This is a genomic window from Halanaerobium saccharolyticum, assembly GCF_003053565.1.
Lineage (GTDB): Bacteria > Bacillota > Halanaerobiia > Halanaerobiales > Halanaerobiaceae > Halanaerobium > Halanaerobium saccharolyticum_B.
Genome location: NZ_QAXS01000027.1, coordinates 1 through 20,166, shown reverse-complemented (window position 1 = coordinate 20,166; position 20,166 = coordinate 1). Strand labels below are relative to the sequence as shown.

Annotated in this window: 18 protein-coding genes and 1 other annotated feature; of the genes, 16 read left to right on the top strand and 2 right to left on the bottom strand. The window is 34.9% G+C overall.

What is annotated here, in order from left to right:
• The first annotated feature begins 17 nt into the window (after positions 1–17).
• The 7 genes from ftsZ to ileS all read left to right on the top strand — a co-directional run bounded on the left by ftsZ (position 18) and on the right by ileS (position 7,609).
• Entirely contained in the window at positions 18–1,103 is a 1,086-nt protein-coding gene (gene ftsZ / locus C8C76_RS10530) for a cell division protein FtsZ (protein ID WP_108141434.1), read from the top strand.
• A gap of 66 nt (positions 1,104–1,169) precedes the next feature.
• A complete protein-coding gene (locus C8C76_RS10525) occupies positions 1,170–2,072 on the top strand; it encodes an HlyD family efflux transporter periplasmic adaptor subunit (RefSeq protein ID WP_108141432.1) in 903 nt (300 codons plus the stop codon).
• 4 nt (positions 2,073–2,076) lie between these two features.
• A complete protein-coding gene (locus tag C8C76_RS10520) occupies positions 2,077–2,781 on the top strand; it encodes a YggS family pyridoxal phosphate-dependent enzyme (protein ID WP_108141430.1) in 705 nt (234 codons plus the stop codon).
• Positions 2,782–2,798: 17 nt separating this feature from the next.
• Positions 2,799–3,071, top strand: coding sequence for a YggT family protein (locus C8C76_RS10515; protein WP_108141428.1), 273 nt, complete (start codon positions 2,799–2,801; stop codon positions 3,069–3,071).
• An 11-nt stretch (positions 3,072–3,082) separates the two neighbouring features.
• Positions 3,083–3,871, top strand: a complete 789-nt coding sequence (locus C8C76_RS10510) for a YlmH family RNA-binding protein (RefSeq protein WP_108141426.1) — start codon at positions 3,083–3,085, stop codon at positions 3,869–3,871.
• A 20-nt stretch (positions 3,872–3,891) separates the two neighbouring features.
• Complete coding sequence (locus C8C76_RS10505) at positions 3,892–4,422, top strand: DivIVA domain-containing protein (RefSeq protein WP_108141424.1); 531 nt, start codon at positions 3,892–3,894, stop codon at positions 4,420–4,422.
• Positions 4,423–4,523: 101 nt separating this feature from the next.
• Positions 4,524–4,760, top strand: a binding site (T-box leader).
• Between the two features lie 56 nt (positions 4,761–4,816).
• The gene (gene ileS, locus C8C76_RS10500; RefSeq protein WP_108141422.1) at positions 4,817–7,609 is read left to right on the top strand and encodes an isoleucine--tRNA ligase; all 2,793 of its coding nucleotides are present in this window, start codon (positions 4,817–4,819) and stop codon (positions 7,607–7,609) included.
• Positions 7,610–7,660: 51 nt separating this feature from the next.
• Here ileS and C8C76_RS10495 read toward each other — a convergent pair whose 3' ends face one another.
• On the bottom strand, positions 7,661–9,052 hold the full coding sequence (locus C8C76_RS10495; protein ID WP_108141420.1) for an MATE family efflux transporter: 1,392 nt from the start codon (positions 9,050–9,052) through the stop codon (positions 7,661–7,663).
• A gap of 162 nt (positions 9,053–9,214) precedes the next feature.
• Between C8C76_RS10495 and lspA the strand changes: the two genes are divergently transcribed.
• The 5 genes from lspA to C8C76_RS10470 all read left to right on the top strand — a co-directional run bounded on the left by lspA (position 9,215) and on the right by C8C76_RS10470 (position 15,756).
• Positions 9,215–9,673: a signal peptidase II gene (gene lspA, locus C8C76_RS10490; protein WP_108141418.1), complete on the top strand. Its 459-nt coding sequence runs from the start codon at positions 9,215–9,217 to the stop codon at positions 9,671–9,673.
• The gene (locus tag C8C76_RS10485) at positions 9,674–10,585 is read left to right on the top strand and encodes an RluA family pseudouridine synthase (protein ID WP_108141416.1); all 912 of its coding nucleotides are present in this window, start codon (positions 9,674–9,676) and stop codon (positions 10,583–10,585) included.
• A gap of 55 nt (positions 10,586–10,640) precedes the next feature.
• Positions 10,641–11,843 carry an FprA family A-type flavoprotein gene (locus C8C76_RS10480; RefSeq protein WP_108141414.1) on the top strand — a complete coding sequence of 401 codons (1,203 nt, stop codon included), beginning with the start codon at positions 10,641–10,643 and terminating at the stop codon, positions 11,841–11,843.
• A gap of 263 nt (positions 11,844–12,106) precedes the next feature.
• Positions 12,107–14,167, top strand: coding sequence for an elongation factor G (fusA, locus tag C8C76_RS10475; protein ID WP_108141412.1), 2,061 nt, complete (start codon positions 12,107–12,109; stop codon positions 14,165–14,167).
• An 83-nt stretch (positions 14,168–14,250) separates the two neighbouring features.
• On the top strand, positions 14,251–15,756 hold the full coding sequence (locus tag C8C76_RS10470) for a copper homeostasis protein CutE (protein ID WP_108141410.1): 1,506 nt from the start codon (positions 14,251–14,253) through the stop codon (positions 15,754–15,756).
• On the opposite strand, the gene C8C76_RS10465 is transcribed toward C8C76_RS10470, so the two are convergent.
• Entirely contained in the window at positions 15,753–17,504 is a 1,752-nt protein-coding gene (locus tag C8C76_RS10465) for an Rqc2 family fibronectin-binding protein (protein ID WP_108141408.1), read from the bottom strand. The two genes, C8C76_RS10470 and C8C76_RS10465, sit on opposite strands and share 4 nt — an antisense overlap.
• 190 nt (positions 17,505–17,694) lie before the next feature.
• Between C8C76_RS10465 and remA the strand changes: the two genes are divergently transcribed.
• The 4 genes from remA to coaBC all read left to right on the top strand — a co-directional run bounded on the left by remA (position 17,695) and on the right by coaBC (position 19,996).
• On the top strand, positions 17,695–17,940 hold the full coding sequence (remA, locus tag C8C76_RS10460) for an extracellular matrix/biofilm regulator RemA (RefSeq protein ID WP_076545060.1): 246 nt from the start codon (positions 17,695–17,697) through the stop codon (positions 17,938–17,940).
• A gap of 17 nt (positions 17,941–17,957) precedes the next feature.
• A complete protein-coding gene (gene gmk, locus C8C76_RS10455) occupies positions 17,958–18,533 on the top strand; it encodes a guanylate kinase (protein ID WP_108141406.1) in 576 nt (191 codons plus the stop codon).
• A complete protein-coding gene (rpoZ, locus tag C8C76_RS10450) occupies positions 18,530–18,736 on the top strand; it encodes a DNA-directed RNA polymerase subunit omega (RefSeq protein WP_108141404.1) in 207 nt (68 codons plus the stop codon). The genes gmk and rpoZ overlap by 4 nt, the downstream gene beginning before the upstream one ends.
• Before the next feature lie 75 nt (positions 18,737–18,811).
• On the top strand, positions 18,812–19,996 hold the full coding sequence (coaBC, locus tag C8C76_RS10445; RefSeq protein ID WP_108141402.1) for a bifunctional phosphopantothenoylcysteine decarboxylase/phosphopantothenate--cysteine ligase CoaBC: 1,185 nt from the start codon (positions 18,812–18,814) through the stop codon (positions 19,994–19,996).
• Positions 19,997–20,166: the final 170 nt, after the last annotated feature.

Genomic DNA, 20,166 nt, shown 5'->3' with positions numbered 1-20,166 from the left:
ACGGGGAGGGAAAATTAGTGTTTGATATTGGAACAGAAATTGAACAGTTTGCAAATATAAAAGTAGTTGGTGTAGGTGGTGGCGGCAATAATGCCGTTAATAGAATGATTGAAGAAGGATTAGATGGTGTCGAGTTTGTAGCAGTCAATACTGATGCTCAGGCTTTGATGGCTTCTAATGCTGGTGTCACAATTAGAATTGGCGAAAAGATAACTAGAGGTCTGGGAGCAGGTTCTGATCCTCAGATAGGTTTTGAAGCTGCAGAAGAAAATGTGGAAGAAATTGCTCAGGCTATTGATGGTGCTGATATGGTATTTATAACTGCTGGTATGGGTGGTGGAACCGGTACTGGAGCAGCTCCTGTAGTTGCAGAAGCAGCAAAAAAACAGGGTGCCCTTACAGTTGGAGTTGTAACTAAGCCACTGACTGTTGAAGGTAAAAAAAGAATGAACAATGCTATTTCAGGTATTGAAGAATTAAAAAATAAGGTTGATACCTTAATTGTAATTCCAAATGATCGTTTGCTGGAAGTTGCTGAAAAGCAGACTAGTTTAATGGATGCCTTTAAAATTGCTGACAATGTCTTAAGACAGGGTGTGCAGGGTATTTCTGACTTAATTACTATTACAGGTATTATTAATCTTGACTTTGCAGATGTAAAAACTATAATGACTGATGCTGGTTCTGCTTTAATGGGAATTGGTAAGGCTGATGGAGATAATCGGGCTACTGAAGCTGCAAAACTTGCTATTGCTTCTCCATTACTTGAAGCTTCTATTGATGGAGCTCGTGGTGTATTACTGAATATTACCGGTGGAATGGATTTAGGTATTCATGAAGCTAATGAAGCAGCTAGAGTAATTCAGGAAGTGGCAGATCCAGATGCAAATATTATTCTGGGAGCTGTAATTGACGAAGAATTAGATAGTGAAGTCAAAGTTACAGTTATAGCAACTGGTTTTGATTCTGGTTCTCCTAAAAAACGAATTGAGAATAGTTCCAGTTCTACTGGAGAAGAAATGCCGGAAGAGGAATTTGAGATGGAGAGTTTTTCTGGCGATGATCTTGATATCCCGGCTTTTTTAAGAAATAAAAAAGGATAATAATAATTAAATCCTGATGTAAAAGCATCAGGATTTAAATTATCTTTTTCTTTTAAGGTGATGCTGATGACAAAAAACAATTCTACTAATTTTAAACCCTTTGTAATACTATTTATTTTAATAATTGCGTTAATTATTGGGGTCCAACTCTTTGGTGCAGCAAGATTTGAAACAATACTGGCTGCTCAGGGAGAAGTTATTGATGGTTTCTGGTCAGATGTGTTAATAGTAAGAGATGAGGAAGTCGTTAAAGCACCGGTAGCAGGTAAAGTTGAACTGTTCGCTGGAGAGGGTGACCGACTCGCCTCAGGAATAAAACTGGCAGAAATCAAAGCATCTAATCAGCAGCAGAAGATATTTAATAAAAAAGCAGGTCTGGTTAGTTTTGCTGTTGACGGACTGGAAAATGAAGTGAATCTTGATAAGTTAAATCAAATTGATCTGTCAAATTTTGAGGATTTAAATGGAAATTATAAACATCTTTTATCAGGAGATCGGGTCAAAAAAGATGAAAATTTATACAGAATTATTAATAATTTTAAACTTTATTTAATAGCAGAGATTCCAGAATCACAGACTGATAGATTTAGAATTAATGAATTAATATTTTTAGAGCAGAAAAATTCGGATAAACTTATTGAAGCTGAAATTGTTGATATTCGTCAAAACCTTGACAGTACCTTCTTTTTTATAGAAGTGGAACAATTTATTCCCCGCTGGATAAATAGGAGAAGAATTGATTTAAATATTATAAAAAATATTTATCGTGGAATAAAGATACCCCGCAGGGCTGTTTTTAATCAACCTTCTGGAAGAGGTGTACTCAAAGTGAGCGGCTATAATAAATATGAGTTTCAGGAAGTAGTAATTATTAATGGAAATGACGAATATGTGATTGTCAGCGGTTTAGAAATTGGAGAAGAAGTTATTACAAATCCTGAAGACTTCGATTACGGCAGGGAGGCTTAGATTAATGCAGAAAGAAAAATTAACTAATAATTTAAACCAGGTCAAAAAAAATATAAAAAAAGCAGCAGCTAAAGCTGGGAGAGATTTTAGAGAAATAAAGCTGCTTGCTGTAAGTAAAAATCAGGATATTGATGCTATTAAAATTTTAGCTGAAGCCGGTGTAAAATTTTTTGGTGAGAATCGGGTTCAGGAGCTTGAAGAAAAAAATGAGAAGTTATTAGCAGAAAATATTGAGCTGGACTGGCATTTCATTGGACATTTACAGAGAAATAAAGTAAAATATCTAATGAGAATGGAAAATTGCCGGATGATTGAATCTATTGATAGTTTCCGGCTCGCCAAAGAAGTTAACAAAAGGGCTAAAAAAAATGGAAGAAAAATTCCTGTTTTAATTGAAATTAATATTGCAGGTGATGAAAACAAATTTGGAATAACCCCTGATAAAGCTAAGGAATTTTTGCAGGAAATAAATAATTTTGATTATCTTAAGGTTGAAGGATTAATGACTGTTCTGCCTTATTTAGATGATTCAGAAGAACTGCGTTCATATTTTAAGGGAATGAAGAAATTATTTGATCAACTTTCAAAAGAAGTAATTCCTTTAAGTGAACTATCAATGGGGATGACTAATGATTATCAGATTGCTGTGGAAGAGGGAGCAACTATTGTTCGTGTCGGAACAGCAATTTTTGGAGAAAGAGAATATTAGAATCTGGAGGAAGAATAATGTTTATTTTAGCAAGAACAATTAGTGCTATTTTTGAAATTTTAAATTTATTGATCATAGGCCGGGTTATTATTTCCTGGGTCAGGCCAAATCCCAGTGATATGCGCTGGAGAAAAATAATTAAGTTTATTTATGATGTGACTGAACCAATTTTGGGACCAATTAGAGAACTTCTGCCCAGAGGTGGAATTTTAGGTATCGATATTTCGCCGTTAATTGCTCTGTTTGCGCTTTCAATAATTAGAAACTTTTTAATTAATATTGTAATTTAAGGTGGGGGCTTATGTTTGACGAAGAAAAGTTATTAAATCATTTATATAGAGAAGAAGATAGAATGCTGGGATCACATATTTTAGATAAGTGTGAACAGGTTTTAAAATATCATAAAACTCAGGCAACAGATTTTCTCAATCCCTATCAGATTGAAATTGCAGTACCTTTGATTGAACAAATTGCTGAAATTAATTTTAAAAAAGAGGGAGGCTATCCTGGAGCTGAAAGAAAAAGGCTGGTTATTTTTCCCGAGTATCTTTTTCCAGATTTAGTAGAAAAGCAGATAAAAATCTATCAGCTTGATGGTAATTTTGCTTTTCAAAAATTGACTCACAGAGATTTTCTGGGAGCTTTAATGGGTTTAGGTCTCAAACGAAAAATGATCGGTGATATTCTAGTTCATTCAGATTTTGCCCAGATTATCACTGCAGCTGAAATTGAAGATATTATTGAGCTGAAGCTTGATAAGGTGCACCAGGTACCTGTAGAAGTTAAAGAAATTGATGAATCAGAAATTGTTCAACCTGTACAGCATGAAAAGGAAATTTTAACTACGGTTGCTTCGATGCGGCTGGATTCAGTAGCCAGTTCTGGTTTTGGAGATTCTCGCAGTAAAATGTCAAGGGATATAGAAAGCCAAAAAGTTAAATTGAACTGGAAATTAGAAACAGATCCGGCAGCAGAAGTTGAGATTGGAGATTTAATTTCTGTTCGGGGCAGGGGTAGAGTAAAAGTTGAGGAAAATAGAGGTATTTCAAATAAAGGAAGAATTAAATTAACTTTAAAAAGATTAACTTGATTTAAATAAGGAGGGATATTTTGAAATTAAATCCACTCGATATATATAATAAAGAATTTAAAAAGTCGACTTTTGGTTACAACACTACTCAAGTCGATGAATTTTTGGATGACGTGGGGGTTGCCTATGAAAGGCTGCTTAAAGATCTGAATAATCTTCAGGAAGAAAATAGGGATCTCAGAGAAAAAATAGAGAATTATGAAGATATGGAAGATAAACTTCAGAATACACTTGATTCAATGCAGGGAACAATTTCTGAAAGAGTTGAGCAGGCTGATAATGAAGCTCGAATGATTATTAAAGAAGCGCGAATGAAGGCAGAAAAGATTAAAGAAAATGCGCGTGATCAGGTAGCTTCTGAAAAAAGAAAGCTTGAACAGCTCAGAGAACAGCGGAATTTCTTTAAAATTCGCTTCCAAACCCTACTTGAAAGTCATCTGGAGATGCTGAATGAGGAAGCTGAAGAATCTTTAAGAGGAGATTTTGATGATTCTGATTTTGAAGTAGAAGGACTGGAAGAAAATAATACTGATTTTGAAGAAAATCGTTAGATTTTTACTAAATTGAGTTTAATTTTAACTTAAGAAGCACCCAATTTGAACTTGACTTATTATAATTGATAGTTTATAATTGAGAAAAATGTCATATGAATAAAATGATTGTGAAAGGGACAGTATCAATTTTTAATAGTTTACAGCGAACCGGAAATGGTGGAAGCCGGGAAACAAAAAAATTGAGAAAATCACCCTGGAATCGGTATATGAATGGAGTAGTATACCCGTATTTCTGCGTTAAGGATTGCTGAGATAAAATTAGTTATTTAAAGCTGTTTTAATTAAGTGGCTTACTAATTTTAATTAGGGTGGTACCGCGGTCTCTCGTCCCTTACAGGACAGGAGGCTTTTTTTATTTTTAATATATTTTTACAGGAGGTTATATAAGTAGATGGGTTATAAAGAAACTATTAATTTACCAAATACAGATTTCCCAATGCGGGCTAATCTGAGTGAAAGAGAAGTTGATTTTCAGGAATTGTGGCGTGAAAATAAAGTTTACGAGAAAGCAGTAGAAAACAGAGAGGGTAACGAATCTTTTATTCTGCATGATGGCCCTCCATATGCAAATGGAGATATCCATATTGGTCATGCCTTAAATAAAATTTTAAAGGATTTTGTAACCAGATTTGCAACTTTAAGAGGTTATTATTCTCCCTATGTACCCGGTTGGGATACCCATGGTCTGCCGATTGAGCATCAGGTTACAAGTGAGATGAGTGATGACGAGCGGGCAGAACTTTCTATTTCAGAGTTAAGAGAAAAATGCACCAATTATGCACTAAAATATGTTGACCGCCAGCGGGAACAGTTTAAGCGTCTTGGTGTCTGGGGGGAATGGGATAATCCATATCTAACCCTGAATAAAGACTATGAGGTAAAACAGATAGAAGTCTTTGGTGAAATGGCAAAAAAAGATCTTTTCTACCGCGGTAAAAAACCAGTTCACTGGTGTCCACACTGTGAGACAGCTCTGGCTGAAGCTGAGGTTGAATATGGTGAAGATAGAGCACCTTCTATTTTTGTTAAATTTCCAATGATTGATGAAGTAAAAGTTGGTGGTGTTAAGCTGAGTAGTGAAGACAGCTATATAGTTATCTGGACTACTACTCCCTGGACTATTCCATCTAATATGGCTATTGCCTTCCATCCAGATTATCCGTATGTTGTTGTGGAAGCTGAGGGAGAAAAGCTGGTAATGGCTAAAGAGCTTGTAGATTCAGTAATGTCTCAATCTGGAATTGATGAATATCAAATTATTAGTGAGGAATTCAGCGGTAAAGAGCTGGAAAATAAAAGAGCTCAACATCCAATAGTTGATCGTGAATCACTGTTGATTCTGGGAGACCATGTTACTTTAGAACAGGGTTCAGGCTGTGTGCATACCGCACCCGGTCACGGTCATGATGACTTTGTAGTGGGCCAGGAATATGACCTTGATGTTTATGCACCAATGGATAACAAAGGTTACTTTACAGAAGAAGCTGGTGATTTTGCCGGCAAGCATTATGATGAAGCAAATATTATGGTAACTGATAAATTAAAAGAAAAGAATTTACTGATGAATCTTGATTTTATAGATCACCAGTATCCTCACTGCTGGCGCTGTAAGGGTAATCTAATCTTTAGAGCAACTGATCAGTGGTTTGCATCTATTGATGCAATTAAAGAGGAAGCTCTGCAGGCTATTGCCGATGTAGATTGGTATCCGGCCTGGGGTGAAGAAAGAATGAGTAATATGATTTCTGAACGCTCTGACTGGTGTATTTCCCGTCAGAAAAAATGGGGTGTGCCTATTCCCATTTTCTACTGTGATGACTGTGGAGAATCTGTAATTAATGATGACACTTTAGATTCTGTTAAAGCAATTTTTGCAGAAGAAGGTTCTGCAGCCTGGTATGAGCGTGAGGCTAAAGAATTATTACCAGAAGGATACAGCTGTCCTCACTGTGACAGCCAGAACTTTTCCAAAGAAGAAGATATCATGGATGTCTGGTTTGATTCAGGTTCCAGTCATAAAGCTGTTTTAGAAACAAGAGATAATTTATCCTGGCCGGCTCAGGTATATCTTGAGGGTACAGATCAGTATCGCGGCTGGTTTAACTCTTCCTTACTTACTGCTGTGGCAACCGAAGGTAGAGCTCCATATAATGAAGTGATTACCAATGGTTTTACAGTAGATAAAAAAGGAAATAAGATGTCTAAATCTCAGGGAAATGTAGTTTCCCCTCATAAAGTTATAGATCAGTATGGTGCTGATATTTTAAGACTGTGGGTTGCTTCTTCTGACTTTAAAAATGATATTAAAGTATCAGATAATATCTTAAAGCAGAATTCTGAAGCTTACAGAAGAATTAGAAATACCTACCGCTTTATTCTGGGTAATATCAGTGATTTTGATAGTGATCAGAATTATGTAGAATATGAAGATCGCAGAGAATTAGACCGCTGGATTATGATCCGCCTGCAGGATTTAATCGAAAAAGTGACATCTGCTTTTGAAAAATACGAATATCACCGTGTTTATCACGATGTTCATAATTTCTGTACTGTTGAGATGAGTTCTCTTTATATGGATATTACTAAAGATCGTCTTTACACAGATGGCACTGATTCCTTAAGCAGACGCTCTGCTCAGAGCACCCTTTATGATATAATGATGGGTCTGGTTGTTATTTTAGCACCGGTACTTCCTCATACCTCAGAAGAAGTCTGGCAGTTCTTACCAGAAAAGATGAGATCTGAGGAAAGTGTATTTTTAACTGACTGGCCGGAAGTAAAGGAAAGTTATTATGACCAGGAATTAATTGATAAATGGGATAAACTGCTGGCTTTAAGAAAAGATGTTTCTAAAGCTCTTGAAATTGCCAGATCTGAAAAGAAAATAGGGAATTCTTTAGAAGCAATGGTTGAATTAAAAGGAGTAAATGAGGAACAGCAGCAGTTATTAGAGGCTGAAATAGATCAGCTTGCTGATTTATTTATAGTTTCTCAGGCTGAACTAAACGAGCAGCTGACTGCAGAAAATGCACATCAGGGTGAAGAGAGTTCAGTTCTAGTAAAAGTAAGTGAAGCAAGAGGAGAAAAGTGTGACCGCTGCTGGAAGTATGATGAGACAGTTGGCGAAATTGAAGAACATCAGGACATCTGTCAGCGCTGTGCTGATGTTATAGAATCTGAATAAAAAATATATTATTAGCAAAAAAGCAGCCTTTAAAGAGGCTGCTTTTTTTGCTTAATATTCTTCTGCTGTATCACTTAATTCATTTTCTTCAAAAAACTCAATTTCTGCCCATTCCATCTTAAGGAATCTTCTCAGTACAATTAAGGCTATAATTAAGAATGAAATTATTTCGGCAATCCAGACTCCTGCAACTCCATAATCTGAAACAACAATTAAGTAATAGGAAAGTGGAATAAAGATCAGCCAGAGCCTGATTATTGTGATATACATAGCTCCTTTTGTATCACCTGCTCCTCTTAATGCTCCTACCATAATAATTACAAAAGCCAGAAATGCCTGGTTTAAGGCAACAATTCTTAAAACCGGGGCCGAATAATTAATAACCTGGGCATCTGTTGTAAAAATTTTGAGGGCAAAGACAGGAAAGATAAGATATATTAAAGCAAGGCCACTTCCCAGTAATGCTCCCATAACTGCAGCTGTTAAACCACTTTTCAGGGATTCTTCTGCCTTATCTTCTCCCAGATGTTTTCCAACTATTGTTGTGGCAGCTATGGCAATTCCGATGGCCGGCATAAATGATAGAGACTCAATATTTAAGAGTATTCTAAATGAAGCCTCTGCTGTAGTATCCAGTTTTGAAATAAAAATACCGTTAACAAAAAATGCTACCTGCATAAATAGCTGCTCAATCCCGGCAGCATAACTTAAATTAATAAGCGGTTTAAAGATCTTACTGCTGATTCTCATCCAGCTGGGATGGAGTTTCAAAATACCTCGGTTGCTGGCAAATAAGCCTAAATAGAGAGCTGCTGCAATGAAGCGGGCAAAAGCTGTAGAAATAGCTGCACCTGCAATACCCAGTTCAGGAAAGATCCAGAATCCTGTAATTAGAACATAATTTCCGATAATATTTAAGATGTTGGCAATTCCTGTAATATACATAGGAGTTTTGGTATCTCCAGCACCGCGTAAGGAAGCAGCTGAAGCAAAAGAAATGAACATAAATACCTGCCCGACTGCAATATATTTTAAATAAGTTGTTCCAAATGCTTTAACTACTGCTGTGATATCATAAACATTCAGTATTAAATCCGCAAAAAAGAAAGTAAATAAAGTTACAATGATTCCCAAAATAAGATTCAGAGTCAGGTTTTCATTCATAATCTTATTCATTCTTTTTTTATTGCCTTCTCCATAACTGCGGGAAACCATTGCTGTTGCACCTGCATTAAAAGCAGAGAAAACAAAAATTAAAGTAAAAATAATCTGGTTGGCAAAGCCAACTGCTGCTAGAGCCTCTTTACCTACAAAGCGGCTGATCATAATAGTATCAGCCATTCCAACAAGAGTATTTAAAGACATCTCAAGCATGGCCGGTAAAGCAAGCATAAAAATCGTTTTCGCTCGTCTACTGCTGTTTTTAGTTAATTCTAGTTTCATAATCTTTCATCCTTTATTTATATTTATATATTTTTTGGATGTGAGAGGACATAAAGTTACCATCCATCTCTTATCTTAGCATATAATTTAAAAATATAAAAGAGTAATTATTAATTGTCTAAATTATTTCTATATGTTAAAATTATATTTGGAGTTGAGCCTATGTATATTGTTATTTTTTCTGCATTAATAATTTTGATTGACCAGCTGAGTAAATTTCTAATTCGGAGTAATTTTGTGCAATTTAAAAAAGTATTTATTATCAAAGATTATTTATATTTAACTTTTGTTAAAAATAGGGGAGCTGCCTTCGGAATTTTAAGCGGTCAGCGGAGCTTTTTTATTTTGGTTACAATATTATTTTTGATATTTATAGTTTATCTTTACAGAAAAGAATTATCAGATACTCTTTCTGCCAGAATTGCCCTTATTTTTTTGCTGGGAGGGAGTACAGCAAATTTGATTGACCGGATAATGCTGCACTATGTTACTGATTTTATTGCTTTTGATTTATTTGATTTTTACCAGCTTCCGGTTATCAATATCGCAGATATATTTATATTTTTTGGAGTTTTAATCTTAATTTATCAATTAATTTTTTCCGCAGATAGAGGTGTTTAAATGGACGAATACAGTATTACAGTAGAAAAAGAGGATCAGGGTAAGAGAATTGACAAATATCTGGCAGAAAAATTTGAGGATTTATCTCGCTCATTTATTCAAAAACTGATCAGAGAAACTAAAATTAAAGTAAATAATAGTGAAATTGATAAAAGTTATAAAATTAGTAGTGGTGATTTTTTAAAAATTCAGGTTGAGGCTAAAGAGAGTGAGATTAAAGCAGTTGAGATGGAGCTTGATATTGTTTATGAAGATCAGGATATAATTGTAATTAACAAAAATGCTGATCGAGTTGTCCATCCGGCTCCAGGCCACTACAATGACACAGTTGTGAATGCAATGCTGGCTCATGTTGATAATTTATCGGCAATCAATGGAGTTAAGAGGCCGGGAATTGTCCACAGACTTGATAAAGATACTTCAGGTCTTTTAATAGTAGCTAAAAATGATAAAAGCCATAAAGGACTGGCCCAGCAGTTTAAAAATCGAAGTGTCGAAAAATATTATTACGCCTTGATTGAAGGAAATCTTGCTTATAAAAAGGGGAAGATTGATGCCCCCATCGGCAGAGATCCAAATAACCGCAAAAAAATGGCAGTTCGTAAGCGCCACAGCAAAAATGCTGTCAGCCGCTTTAAAATCATTGAAGAATTTAAAAATTTTACTCTGGTGGAAGTTAAAATTGAAACAGGACGAACTCATCAGATTAGAGTTCATTTTTCTTATTTAGGCCACCCGGTTGTTGGGGATAAAAAATACGGTTCTCAGAATAAACTGGGAGCGGAAAGACAGCTTTTACATGCTAAAAGATTAATTATTACTCACCCAATTACTGGGAAAAAAATGAAGTTTGAGGCTGAATTAAAATCGGATTTCAAATCAGTTCTTAGTCAATTAAGAAAAGAAAAGTAGATTACTGCAGGAAAATTATAATTTTAAGAGAAAAATAAATTAGGAGGCGATTATTATGTATAATTCAATTAAACTTAGCGAAAAGGTGCACTGGGTCGGAGTAAATGATAAAGAAACTGATTTATTTGAGTCTTTATGGCCTCTGCCAGAAGGGATATCTTATAACTCTTATGTGATCAATGATGATAAGGTGGCTTTAATAGATACAGTAAAAATCAATTATACAGATACATATTTAGAAAAGGTAAAGGATGTAATTGGTGATAAAAAAGTTGATTATTTAATTATTAATCATATGGAGCCTGACCATTCAGGTTCTATTAAGTCAATGCGTGAGGCTTATCCGGAAATGAAAATTGTAGGTAATGCTAAAACGATGAATTTTTTAGAGGGCTTTTATGGTATTACTGATGGTACAATGGTCATTGAAGATGGAGATGAACTTGATTTGGGTTCCAGAACACTTAAATTTTATTTAACTCCAATGGTTCACTGGCCGGAGACAATGATGACTTTTGATCAGAAAGATAAAATCTTATTTGCAGGAGATGCTTTTGGTGGTTTTGGTTCTTTAAACGGCTACTTATTTGATGATGAGGTTAATGTTGAGCACTTTAAAGATGAGATTAGAAGATATTTTTCCAATATTATTGGGAAATATGGCCCGGTGGTGCATAAAACTATTTCCAGACTGAGAAATGAAATCGAGGAAATTGGAATGGTTGCTTCTACACATGGACTTGTCTGGAGAGAGGATCCTGCTCATATTATCGAAGAGTATGATAAGTGGAGCCAGCAGCAGACAGAAGAAGGGGTAGTTGTCGTTTATGGTTCAATGTACGGCAACACAAAAATTATGGCTGAAGCAGTAGCCCGTTCTTTATCTGAAAATGGAATAGAACAGATTAAATTATTTGATGTTTCACGCAAGGATATATCATTTATAATTAATGATATCTGGAAATATAAAGGGATTGTTTTGGGCAGCTGTACTTATAACACAGAAATTTTTCCACCGATGGAATATCTGCTGAAAAGCTTAGAAAGCAGGAATTTAAGGGATCGTGTGCTTGGGATTTTTGGTTCCTACAGCTGGAGTGGTGGTGCCCTAGATCGTCTGGAAGAATTTAAAGAAACAGTTCACTGTGATCTGGTAGAACCGGTGATTGAATCACAATTTGCACCAGGTGGAGATATTTTAGAAAAATGTTATCTCTTAGGTAAAAATGTAGCGGAGACAGTTAAAGATAAATGTTAATTATCGATTTGAATTGTTAAATTAAAAATTAATCTACTCTTAATTTCTGTATGATTTTGCCTGCAGATTCGATTAAGTTCGATTAAGCAAGAGTAGATTAATTTTTTTAAAATAATATTCAAAAAATTAAAGGAATTTAAATAACTATTGTAGAAGTAATAAAATACAGAAAAAATTTTAAAGTATAATGTCAGAATATTTAAACCAATTATCCTGACATCAAATTCAATAAACATTAATAAAATGAAAGGTTGGTGGAAAAGTTGAGTAAAATTACTAGTAAAGACATTAGAAACTTTTGCTTTATATCACATGGAGGTGCGGGTAAATCAACACTGTCTGAAATGCTGCTCTACAATGCAGGTGTAATTGATGAACCCGGCAGTGTTGATAAAGGAAATTCTCATTCCGACTTTAGTGCAGTTGAAAAAGAACACAAACATTCGGTTCACAACAGTTATTTTAATTTTGAATGGCATAATAAATTATTTCATTTTATTGATACACCCGGATATGCAGACTTCCGCAGTGAGGTTATCAGTGCCCTGAGAATGGTAGAAAGTGCAGTTCTTTTGGTAGATGCTGCGGCCGGTATTGAGGTTAATACAGGTTATGTCTGGGAACTAGCTGAAAAAAACGACCTGGCAAAGGCTGTATTTATTAATAAAGTAGATAAGGAAGATGCTGAATTTGATCGAGTTGTAGAAGAACTTCGCTCTACATATGATGATAGTTTTGCGATTGTTACTATTCCTTATTATGAAGATGGTAAGTTTGAAGGGATAATTGATTTATTAGATGAAAAACTTTATAAAAATGTTGATGGGAAGCCAAAAGCTTTTCCAGTTCCCGAGTCAGAACGGGAAAGAGTTGAAGACTATGAACTAAAGCTCACTGAAGAGATAGTTGAATTAAAAGAAGATCTGATGATTAAATATCTCGATGGGGAAAAAATTACTATCAAGGAATTAACAAAAGCATTTGAAGAAGAAGTTGCCAGTGAGGAGTTAGTTCCGGTGTTTGCAGGTTCAGCCATAGAAAACTGTGGGGTGGCAAAATTCCTGGATGATTTAACAAAAATCTTTCCTTCAGCAGCAGAGGTTCATTCTGATCATCTGGTTAAATCAGGAGAGGCTCTAGCTCCTGAGCCAGAGAGCAAATTTAGTGCTCAGGTCTGTAAAACAATGGTTGATCCCTATATCGGTAAATTATCGATCTTTAGAATTTTTTCCGGTAAATTAGAACGTGACGATATGATTTATATTCCAAATATTGATCAGGAAATTAAAGTAACCAAACTTTATAAGCTTGATGGTAAAGATCAGGATAATGTAGATGATCTGACTGCAGGTGAGATTGGAGCTGTTGCCAAATTAGATGAACTGGTAACCTCTTACACTATGCGAGATCCTGAAACAGATGTTTATTATCATGAGCTGGAGTTTCCAAAACCAATGTACAGCCGGGCCGCTTATCCAGTAGATGGTATTGATGAAGAAAAAATGGCTTCTGCTTTACAGCGCTACAGTGATTCAGATCCTACTTTTAAAGTTAATTATAATAAAGTAACAAAAGAATTAATTTGTGATGGAATGGGTACCATTCACTTTATTATGATCAAGGAAGAGTGCCAGCGCAAATATGATGTTGATTTTACAACTCAGGAGCCTAAGGTGGCTTATCAGGAAACCATTCAGAAAAAAGCTGATGTTGAAGAAAAATACAAAAAGCAGTCCGGTGGCCGCGGCCAGTACGGACATGTTCTAATGCGGGTTGAGCCACTACCTCGAGGCAGAGGTTTTGAATTTGAAGAAGAAATCTTTGGTGGAGCAATTCCTGGACAGTATATACCTGCCGTTGAAAAAGGAATTGTAGAAGCTAAAGACGATGGAGCTCTCGCAGGTTATCCAGTAGTTGATTTTAAAGTTGTTTTATATGATGGCTCCTATCATGATGTTGACTCTTCAGAAATGGCTTTTAAAATTGCAGCTTCTAAAGCCTTTCGAAAGGCTTTAGCTCAGGCGAGATCTGTTCTTTTGGAGCCAATAATGACTGTAAAAGTTACAGTGCCTCAGGATTTTATGGGAGACATCATGGGAGATTTTAATTCAAGGCGAGGTAGAATTGAAGGAATGGATCCTCAGGATGGAGTTCAGATTATTAAAGCAAAGGTACCTCAGGCAGAAATGTTTAACTATGCTGTAGAGTTAAAGTCAATTACTGGTGGTTATGGTTCTTTTGATATGGAATTCTCCCATTATGATAAAGTTCCTGGAGATATCAGTGATAAAATAATTGAGCAGGTTAATAGAGAAAAGTCCTAAATTTTTAAGAAATTAATGAGGCCAGCTATTACAGCTGGCCTTTTTCTAGTTTATAGTATATAATAATTTCTGGAGGCAGAAATATGGAATTTATTTTAATTATTTTATCATCTTTATTATTTACAGCACCCTATTATTTTCCGGCTTTGTTTTTTTTAAGCTGGTTTGCTTTTATTCCCCTGATTTATCTTGTCAGAGAACATGATTACAGTCATTCTTTGATAATTGCCCTGCTCGTTGGTTTTTTGAATTCTGTGTTTACACTTCACTGGCTTTATCAGCCGCTAAATTTTGCTTTAAAAATGCCATTTTCTTTTAACTTATTTATTTTATTTATTTATTTTTTAATATCAGCACTTCCGCTTGTTTTTTGGGTTATTATTAATAAATTTTTGCAGCCCAAATATTCTTACAGCCCAATCATTGCTGCTTTAAGCTGGAGTGTTTTAGAGTATCTGCGTTTTGAATTTTTTAATTTTAATCCCTTTAATTATTTCGCCTATACTCAGAGTGATTTTTCTTTAATTGTTCAGTACGCAGGTTATGGCGGAATTTTCCTTGTTTCATTTATTGCAGTTTTAATCGCTTCTTATCTGGTTAAAATTTATCTGGATCCGGACTGGAAAAAGCTGATACCGCTGCTCTTTATATTTCTTTTGTTAGCATTAATTCCTTTTTTTGCAAAGATAAATTTTAAGGAAGAAGTGGTTAGTGAGTCAGTTGATCTACTGGTAGCTGAGCCCGCTGCAGCTGATAATAATTTCGAAAAAATCGAAAAGGAAATTGCCAATTTAACGAATCTGATTAAAAATAATGAAAATGAAATAATTTTTACACCGGAGAAGAGCCTCAGCTTTGATTTGATCAGAAACAATTATTACAGAGATCAGCTCTTTGCAAAATTAGAGAATAATTTAGCAGCTTCATATCTGCAGCTTGGTGCAGCAGCTGCTGAAAATAAAAATTATAAATCCGAGGTATATAATTCTCTGTTTCTCTTATCAAAAGAAATGGAAGTTATTCAAAGGAGTAATAAACAGGGTAATATCATGACAGAAATGAACTTTCCTTTTTTGGAAGAAGTAACTGGATTGATGTCTGATTACTTAAACTTTAATCCAGGCTCAGCCAAAAAAACAGCTTCAACTGCTGAAGTAAATATAAATGATCTGGCCTATCTTAATCTTTTTGCAGAAGAAATTTTTATACCGCTGGTAGACAGAAAGCAGAATAGGGCTGAGGATAGAAATTTGATTGTCCATTCAGCTGCAGAGGGAGACTTTAAATCCAGGGTTTATAATAATCTGAGCTTTGCTGCTGCAGTTTTTAGAGCTTCAGAAAGCAGCACTGACTTAATTAGAGTGGTCAGAGGTGGCTTTAGTGGTTATATAACCGAAAAAGGAAAAACAGCTTTTAAAAGCAGGCTGGTTAATTCAAGTCAGACAGTAAATTTAACTTTAAATAAAGGACAGGCTTATTATCAAAAATATCCACTGCGGATAATTATAATATTGACAGCCATCTTTAGCTTAGTTGTTATCATTAAGCTGATTATTTTAATTAAGAATAAATGGAGCAGCAGAAATTAATCTGCTGCTAATTTTTTTAATAATTCTCTGTCAGCTGGATCGATATAGATAGTCTGGTATTTTTCATAATAGACAAGTCCCGGTTTTGCTCCTTTTGGTTTGTTAACATTTTCTACGGGTGTATAATCTATAGGAACATTTGTTGATTCTCTTGCCTTACTGAAATAAGCTGCAATTGCTGCTGCTTCACTAAGAGTATTATCAGGAATATCTTTTTCGGTATCTCTCTTGATTATTACATGCGAACCTGCAATAACTTTGGTGTGCAGCCAGATATCACCATCATTGGCAATTTTTTTGGTTAACCTGTCATTCTGTTTGTTATTTCTCCCCACCAGGATCTGATAGCCGTCACTGGAGATGAATTTGCGGGGCGGCAGTTTTTTGCTGCCTTTATTTTTTCTGTTATGCTGCTGTTTTTTTATATAATTTTCTTCTTTTAATTCTTCCTTGATTTCTTCTAAATCATCTAAAGTTTCAGCCTGCTCAATATTCATACTGACCTGTTTTAAATATTTTTCCTCATGTCTGAGTTTTGCAATTTCTCTTTTTAAATGTTTTACACTTTTTTTCAATTTATTATATTTTTTAAAATATTTTTGGGCATTATCAGAAGGAGATTTAGAAGGGTCGAGCTTGATTTCAATTTCCTCCTGCTTTTCACTGTAATAGTCTTTAACTACAGCTTTTTTATCACCACGCTCTATCTGATAAATATTTGCCGTAATAAGTTCTCCCATTTTTTTATATTTTTCGGCGTCTTTACTTTCTTCAAGCTGTTTTCTTAATTTTTTTTGTTTTTTTAGATTTTTATTTAAATAGGTATTAACTACTTTGTTTAATTCTCTAATGTTTCGATTTAGTTCCCTGTCTTTTAAAAATTCTTTAAAATAATAATCCATCATCCGGTCAAGGTCATCAAATTCTTCTATTTTTTCGGGATTTCTGTGCTGTAGAATAAAAGCAGAAATATAATCAACTTCTCCCGCTTCGGTTGCAATTATCGGTTTATACTTCCCTTTTTTAAATTGAGAAAAAAGTTTTATCATTGACTCAGCAATTTTATTTTTTTCAGAATCAGTTAAATTATTATAATTTTCGGCTGGGTCTATGCCGGCTCTAAAGACAATTTCGCGGGCCGAATAGGGGCCGATCCCTCTAAAATTATACATTACTGCTCGGAAAGCAGCCTGAGAAAAGTCCTCTTCAATTACCTGTCTAAATTCTTCTCTGTTTTCAAGCTTAAGCGGGTTTAATTTATCCTGTGCCGGTGGCTTTTGATAATTAATTCCCGGATAGAGCTGACGCTCTGAATTCTGTTTTTCGGTAATTCTCTTCATAGCATCTAAAACCATCTCATTATCATCTAAGAGAATTACATTGCTGTATTTACCCATTAATTCAGCAATTAGCGAAAACTTTTTTCCTCTTTTTTCAATGTCTATTCTAACCATTCTTTCAAATTCAGGCTGGACTATATCCTGAATATAGGAATTTTTTAAATATTTTCGGAGCATCATGCAGAAATCAGGCGGATAGGAGGGGAAATCAAAATCTAATTCAGTTAAATTAATTCTGGCTCCCTGGGGATCGGTAGAAATTAACAGTTCCAGGTTCTGATTATTGTTTCTTAAGCGAATAATTAAGTATTTTTTATCTATTTGATAAGCCTTTTCAATTCGAGCACCGATAATTTTTTCTTTTAGATTATCTTTAAGTGCAGATAACATAATACCATCAAAGGCCATTCAGATCACTCCATTCTTTAATATATTTCTTTAAGTATAAAAGAAACTAAGCTTAGAGTCAATCAAATAAACATCTGTTTGTTAACGAGACTGAGCTCAACCCTTGTCAAAAAAGTAATGCTGTGGTATCATTAATAAAGATAAGGAGCGAAGTTATTTTAGATAAATAAGATTTTGGGAGGTAGAAATAATGGATGTTAATTTGATTAATATTGGTTTTGGTAATATTATTGCAGCAAACAGGGTGATTGCAGTAGTCAGTCCAGAATCAGCACCTATAAAAAGAATTATTCAGGAAGCACGCGAAAGAGGAATGCTAATTGATGCTACCTATGGACGTCGTACAAGAGCGGTTATTATTACAGATAGTGATCATGTTGTACTGTCTGCAATTCAGCCAGAAACCGTCTCACACCGTTTAGAAGACGAAAAATAAAGTGGAGGTATAATTTCATGTCAAAGGGTATATTATTTGTATTATCCGGGCCATCAGGTGTGGGGAAAAATACTGTACTGGATAAGCTATTTAAAAATTTTGAAGGAGTTTCCTATTCTGTTTCTGCAACCACCAGAGAAAGGCGCGAAGGTGAAGTTGAGGGAGAGGATTATTTCTTTATTTCAGAAGCAGAATTTAAGGAAATTGAGGCAGAAGATGGTTTTATTGAAAGTGCAGTAGTTCACGGTCATTATTATGGGACTCCAAAAAAGTTTGTTGATCAGAAATTAGATGAGGGAGAAGACATAATTCTGGAAATTGATACTCAGGGTGCAAAGCAGGTTCGGGAAAAATATCCGGAAGCTATTTATATTTTTCTGGTCCCACCTTCTCTGGAAGAATTGGAAAACAGACTGGATAAAAGAGGATCAGAGAGTGACAAAAGTAAAAATTTACGCTTGAAAAATGCTAGACAGGAATTAAAAGAAGTACATAAATATGATTACGAAGTTATTAATGATAGTTTATCAGATGCGGTTAGAGAAATTAAAAAAATTATTATTAAAGAACAAAAAAGGAGAGATTCAAAATGATTACTGAACCCTCTGCAGAACAGCTGGTAGATAAGGCTGATAGTTTATATACAGTTATTATTTTAGCAGCAAAAAGGGCAAGACATCTTAATGAAAGCGGTCAGGAAATATTAGAAGAATACCGCAGCCATAAGTTGGTTTCTAGAAGTTTAGAAGAAATTGAAAAAGATAAAATAACTTATGAAAAGAGACATCAGAATTAAATCGGCAGTTTATAAGCAGGTAGTTTACAGCTGAGAATAATTCGAGAAAATATTAATATATAAAGGGGTAGGAAAATGTCTGCAAATATTGTTTTAGGTGTGACCGGAGGAATAGCAGCCTATAAATCACTGCAGGTTGCAAGCAGTTTAACAAAATTAAATCACAATGTCTACACAATCATGACTGAGTCTGCAGCTGAATTTATTAATCCAATTACTTTTCATTCTTTAACACATCTACCGGTAGAAAGTGAGCTCTTCAGTACAACTACCAGTGAGGTAAAACATATTGGACTTGCTGATAAAGCTGATCTATTTTTAATTGCACCTGCAACAGCAAACTTTATTGCCAAAGCAGCAGCCGGGATTGCAGATGATTTGCTGACTACAGTGATTCTGGCTACAGAAGCACCAATTATGATTGCCCCTTCTATGAATGTGCATATGTTTGAGAATCCTGTAGTTCAGAGAAATATGAAGACTTTAGAGGACTTAGGTTATAAAATTATTACACCTGAGGCAGGTTATTTGGCCTGTGGTTATACAGGTAAGGGGCGCTTACCTGCTCCGGAGAGACTGGTTGAAGAAGTGAGAAAAGAACTTTTCAAAAAGGATCTTAAAAATAAAAAAATTCTTATTACAGCTGGGCCTACCCGAGAATCTATAGACCCGGTCCGCTTTTTAACAAATCATTCAAGCGGTAAAATGGGTTATGCTTTAGCTCAGGCTGCAGCCTATAGAGGTGCTGAAGTGAAATTGATTTCTGGTCCGACAGAACTTGCGGCTCCTCTGGGGGTCGAACTCAGCCGGGTAGAAACTGCTGCTGAAATGAAAAAAGCGGTTTTTCAGGAAGCCGAAACAGCAGATATTATAATTATGGCAGCAGCTGTAGCAGATTATTGCCCACAGGAATACAGTGCACAGAAACTTAAAAAAGGAAATGGTAATTTAAAACTGGAGCTGGAAAGAACAACAGATATCCTTGCAGAACTGGGGGAAAAGAAAAATAAAAGCCAGTTATTAATTGGTTTTGCTGCTGAAAGTGAAAATTTACTGGAAAATGCTCAGGCTAAATTACGAAAAAAGCGGGCAGATTATATTATTGCAAATGACATCAGTAATAAAAATATAGCTTTTGGCAGTGATAAAAATCAGGTTACAATTTTAAGTGAAGAAGGAAGTACAAAATTGCCACTGCTTGAAAAAGAAAAGCTGGCTCATAAAATATTTGATTATATAACTGATGCAGAAAGAAAATAATTGTAGTTTATCTTACATTTATTATATTATTTTGCAAAAATTTATCAGTAATGATTGACTTAATTTAATTAATAACTCAACTTTCGGCGTTAGGTTTTAGTAATAAAACCTTGATAAACATAGGAAGAAGCTCAAAAAAGTAGTCATAAAAAATACAAAAACACCCCTAT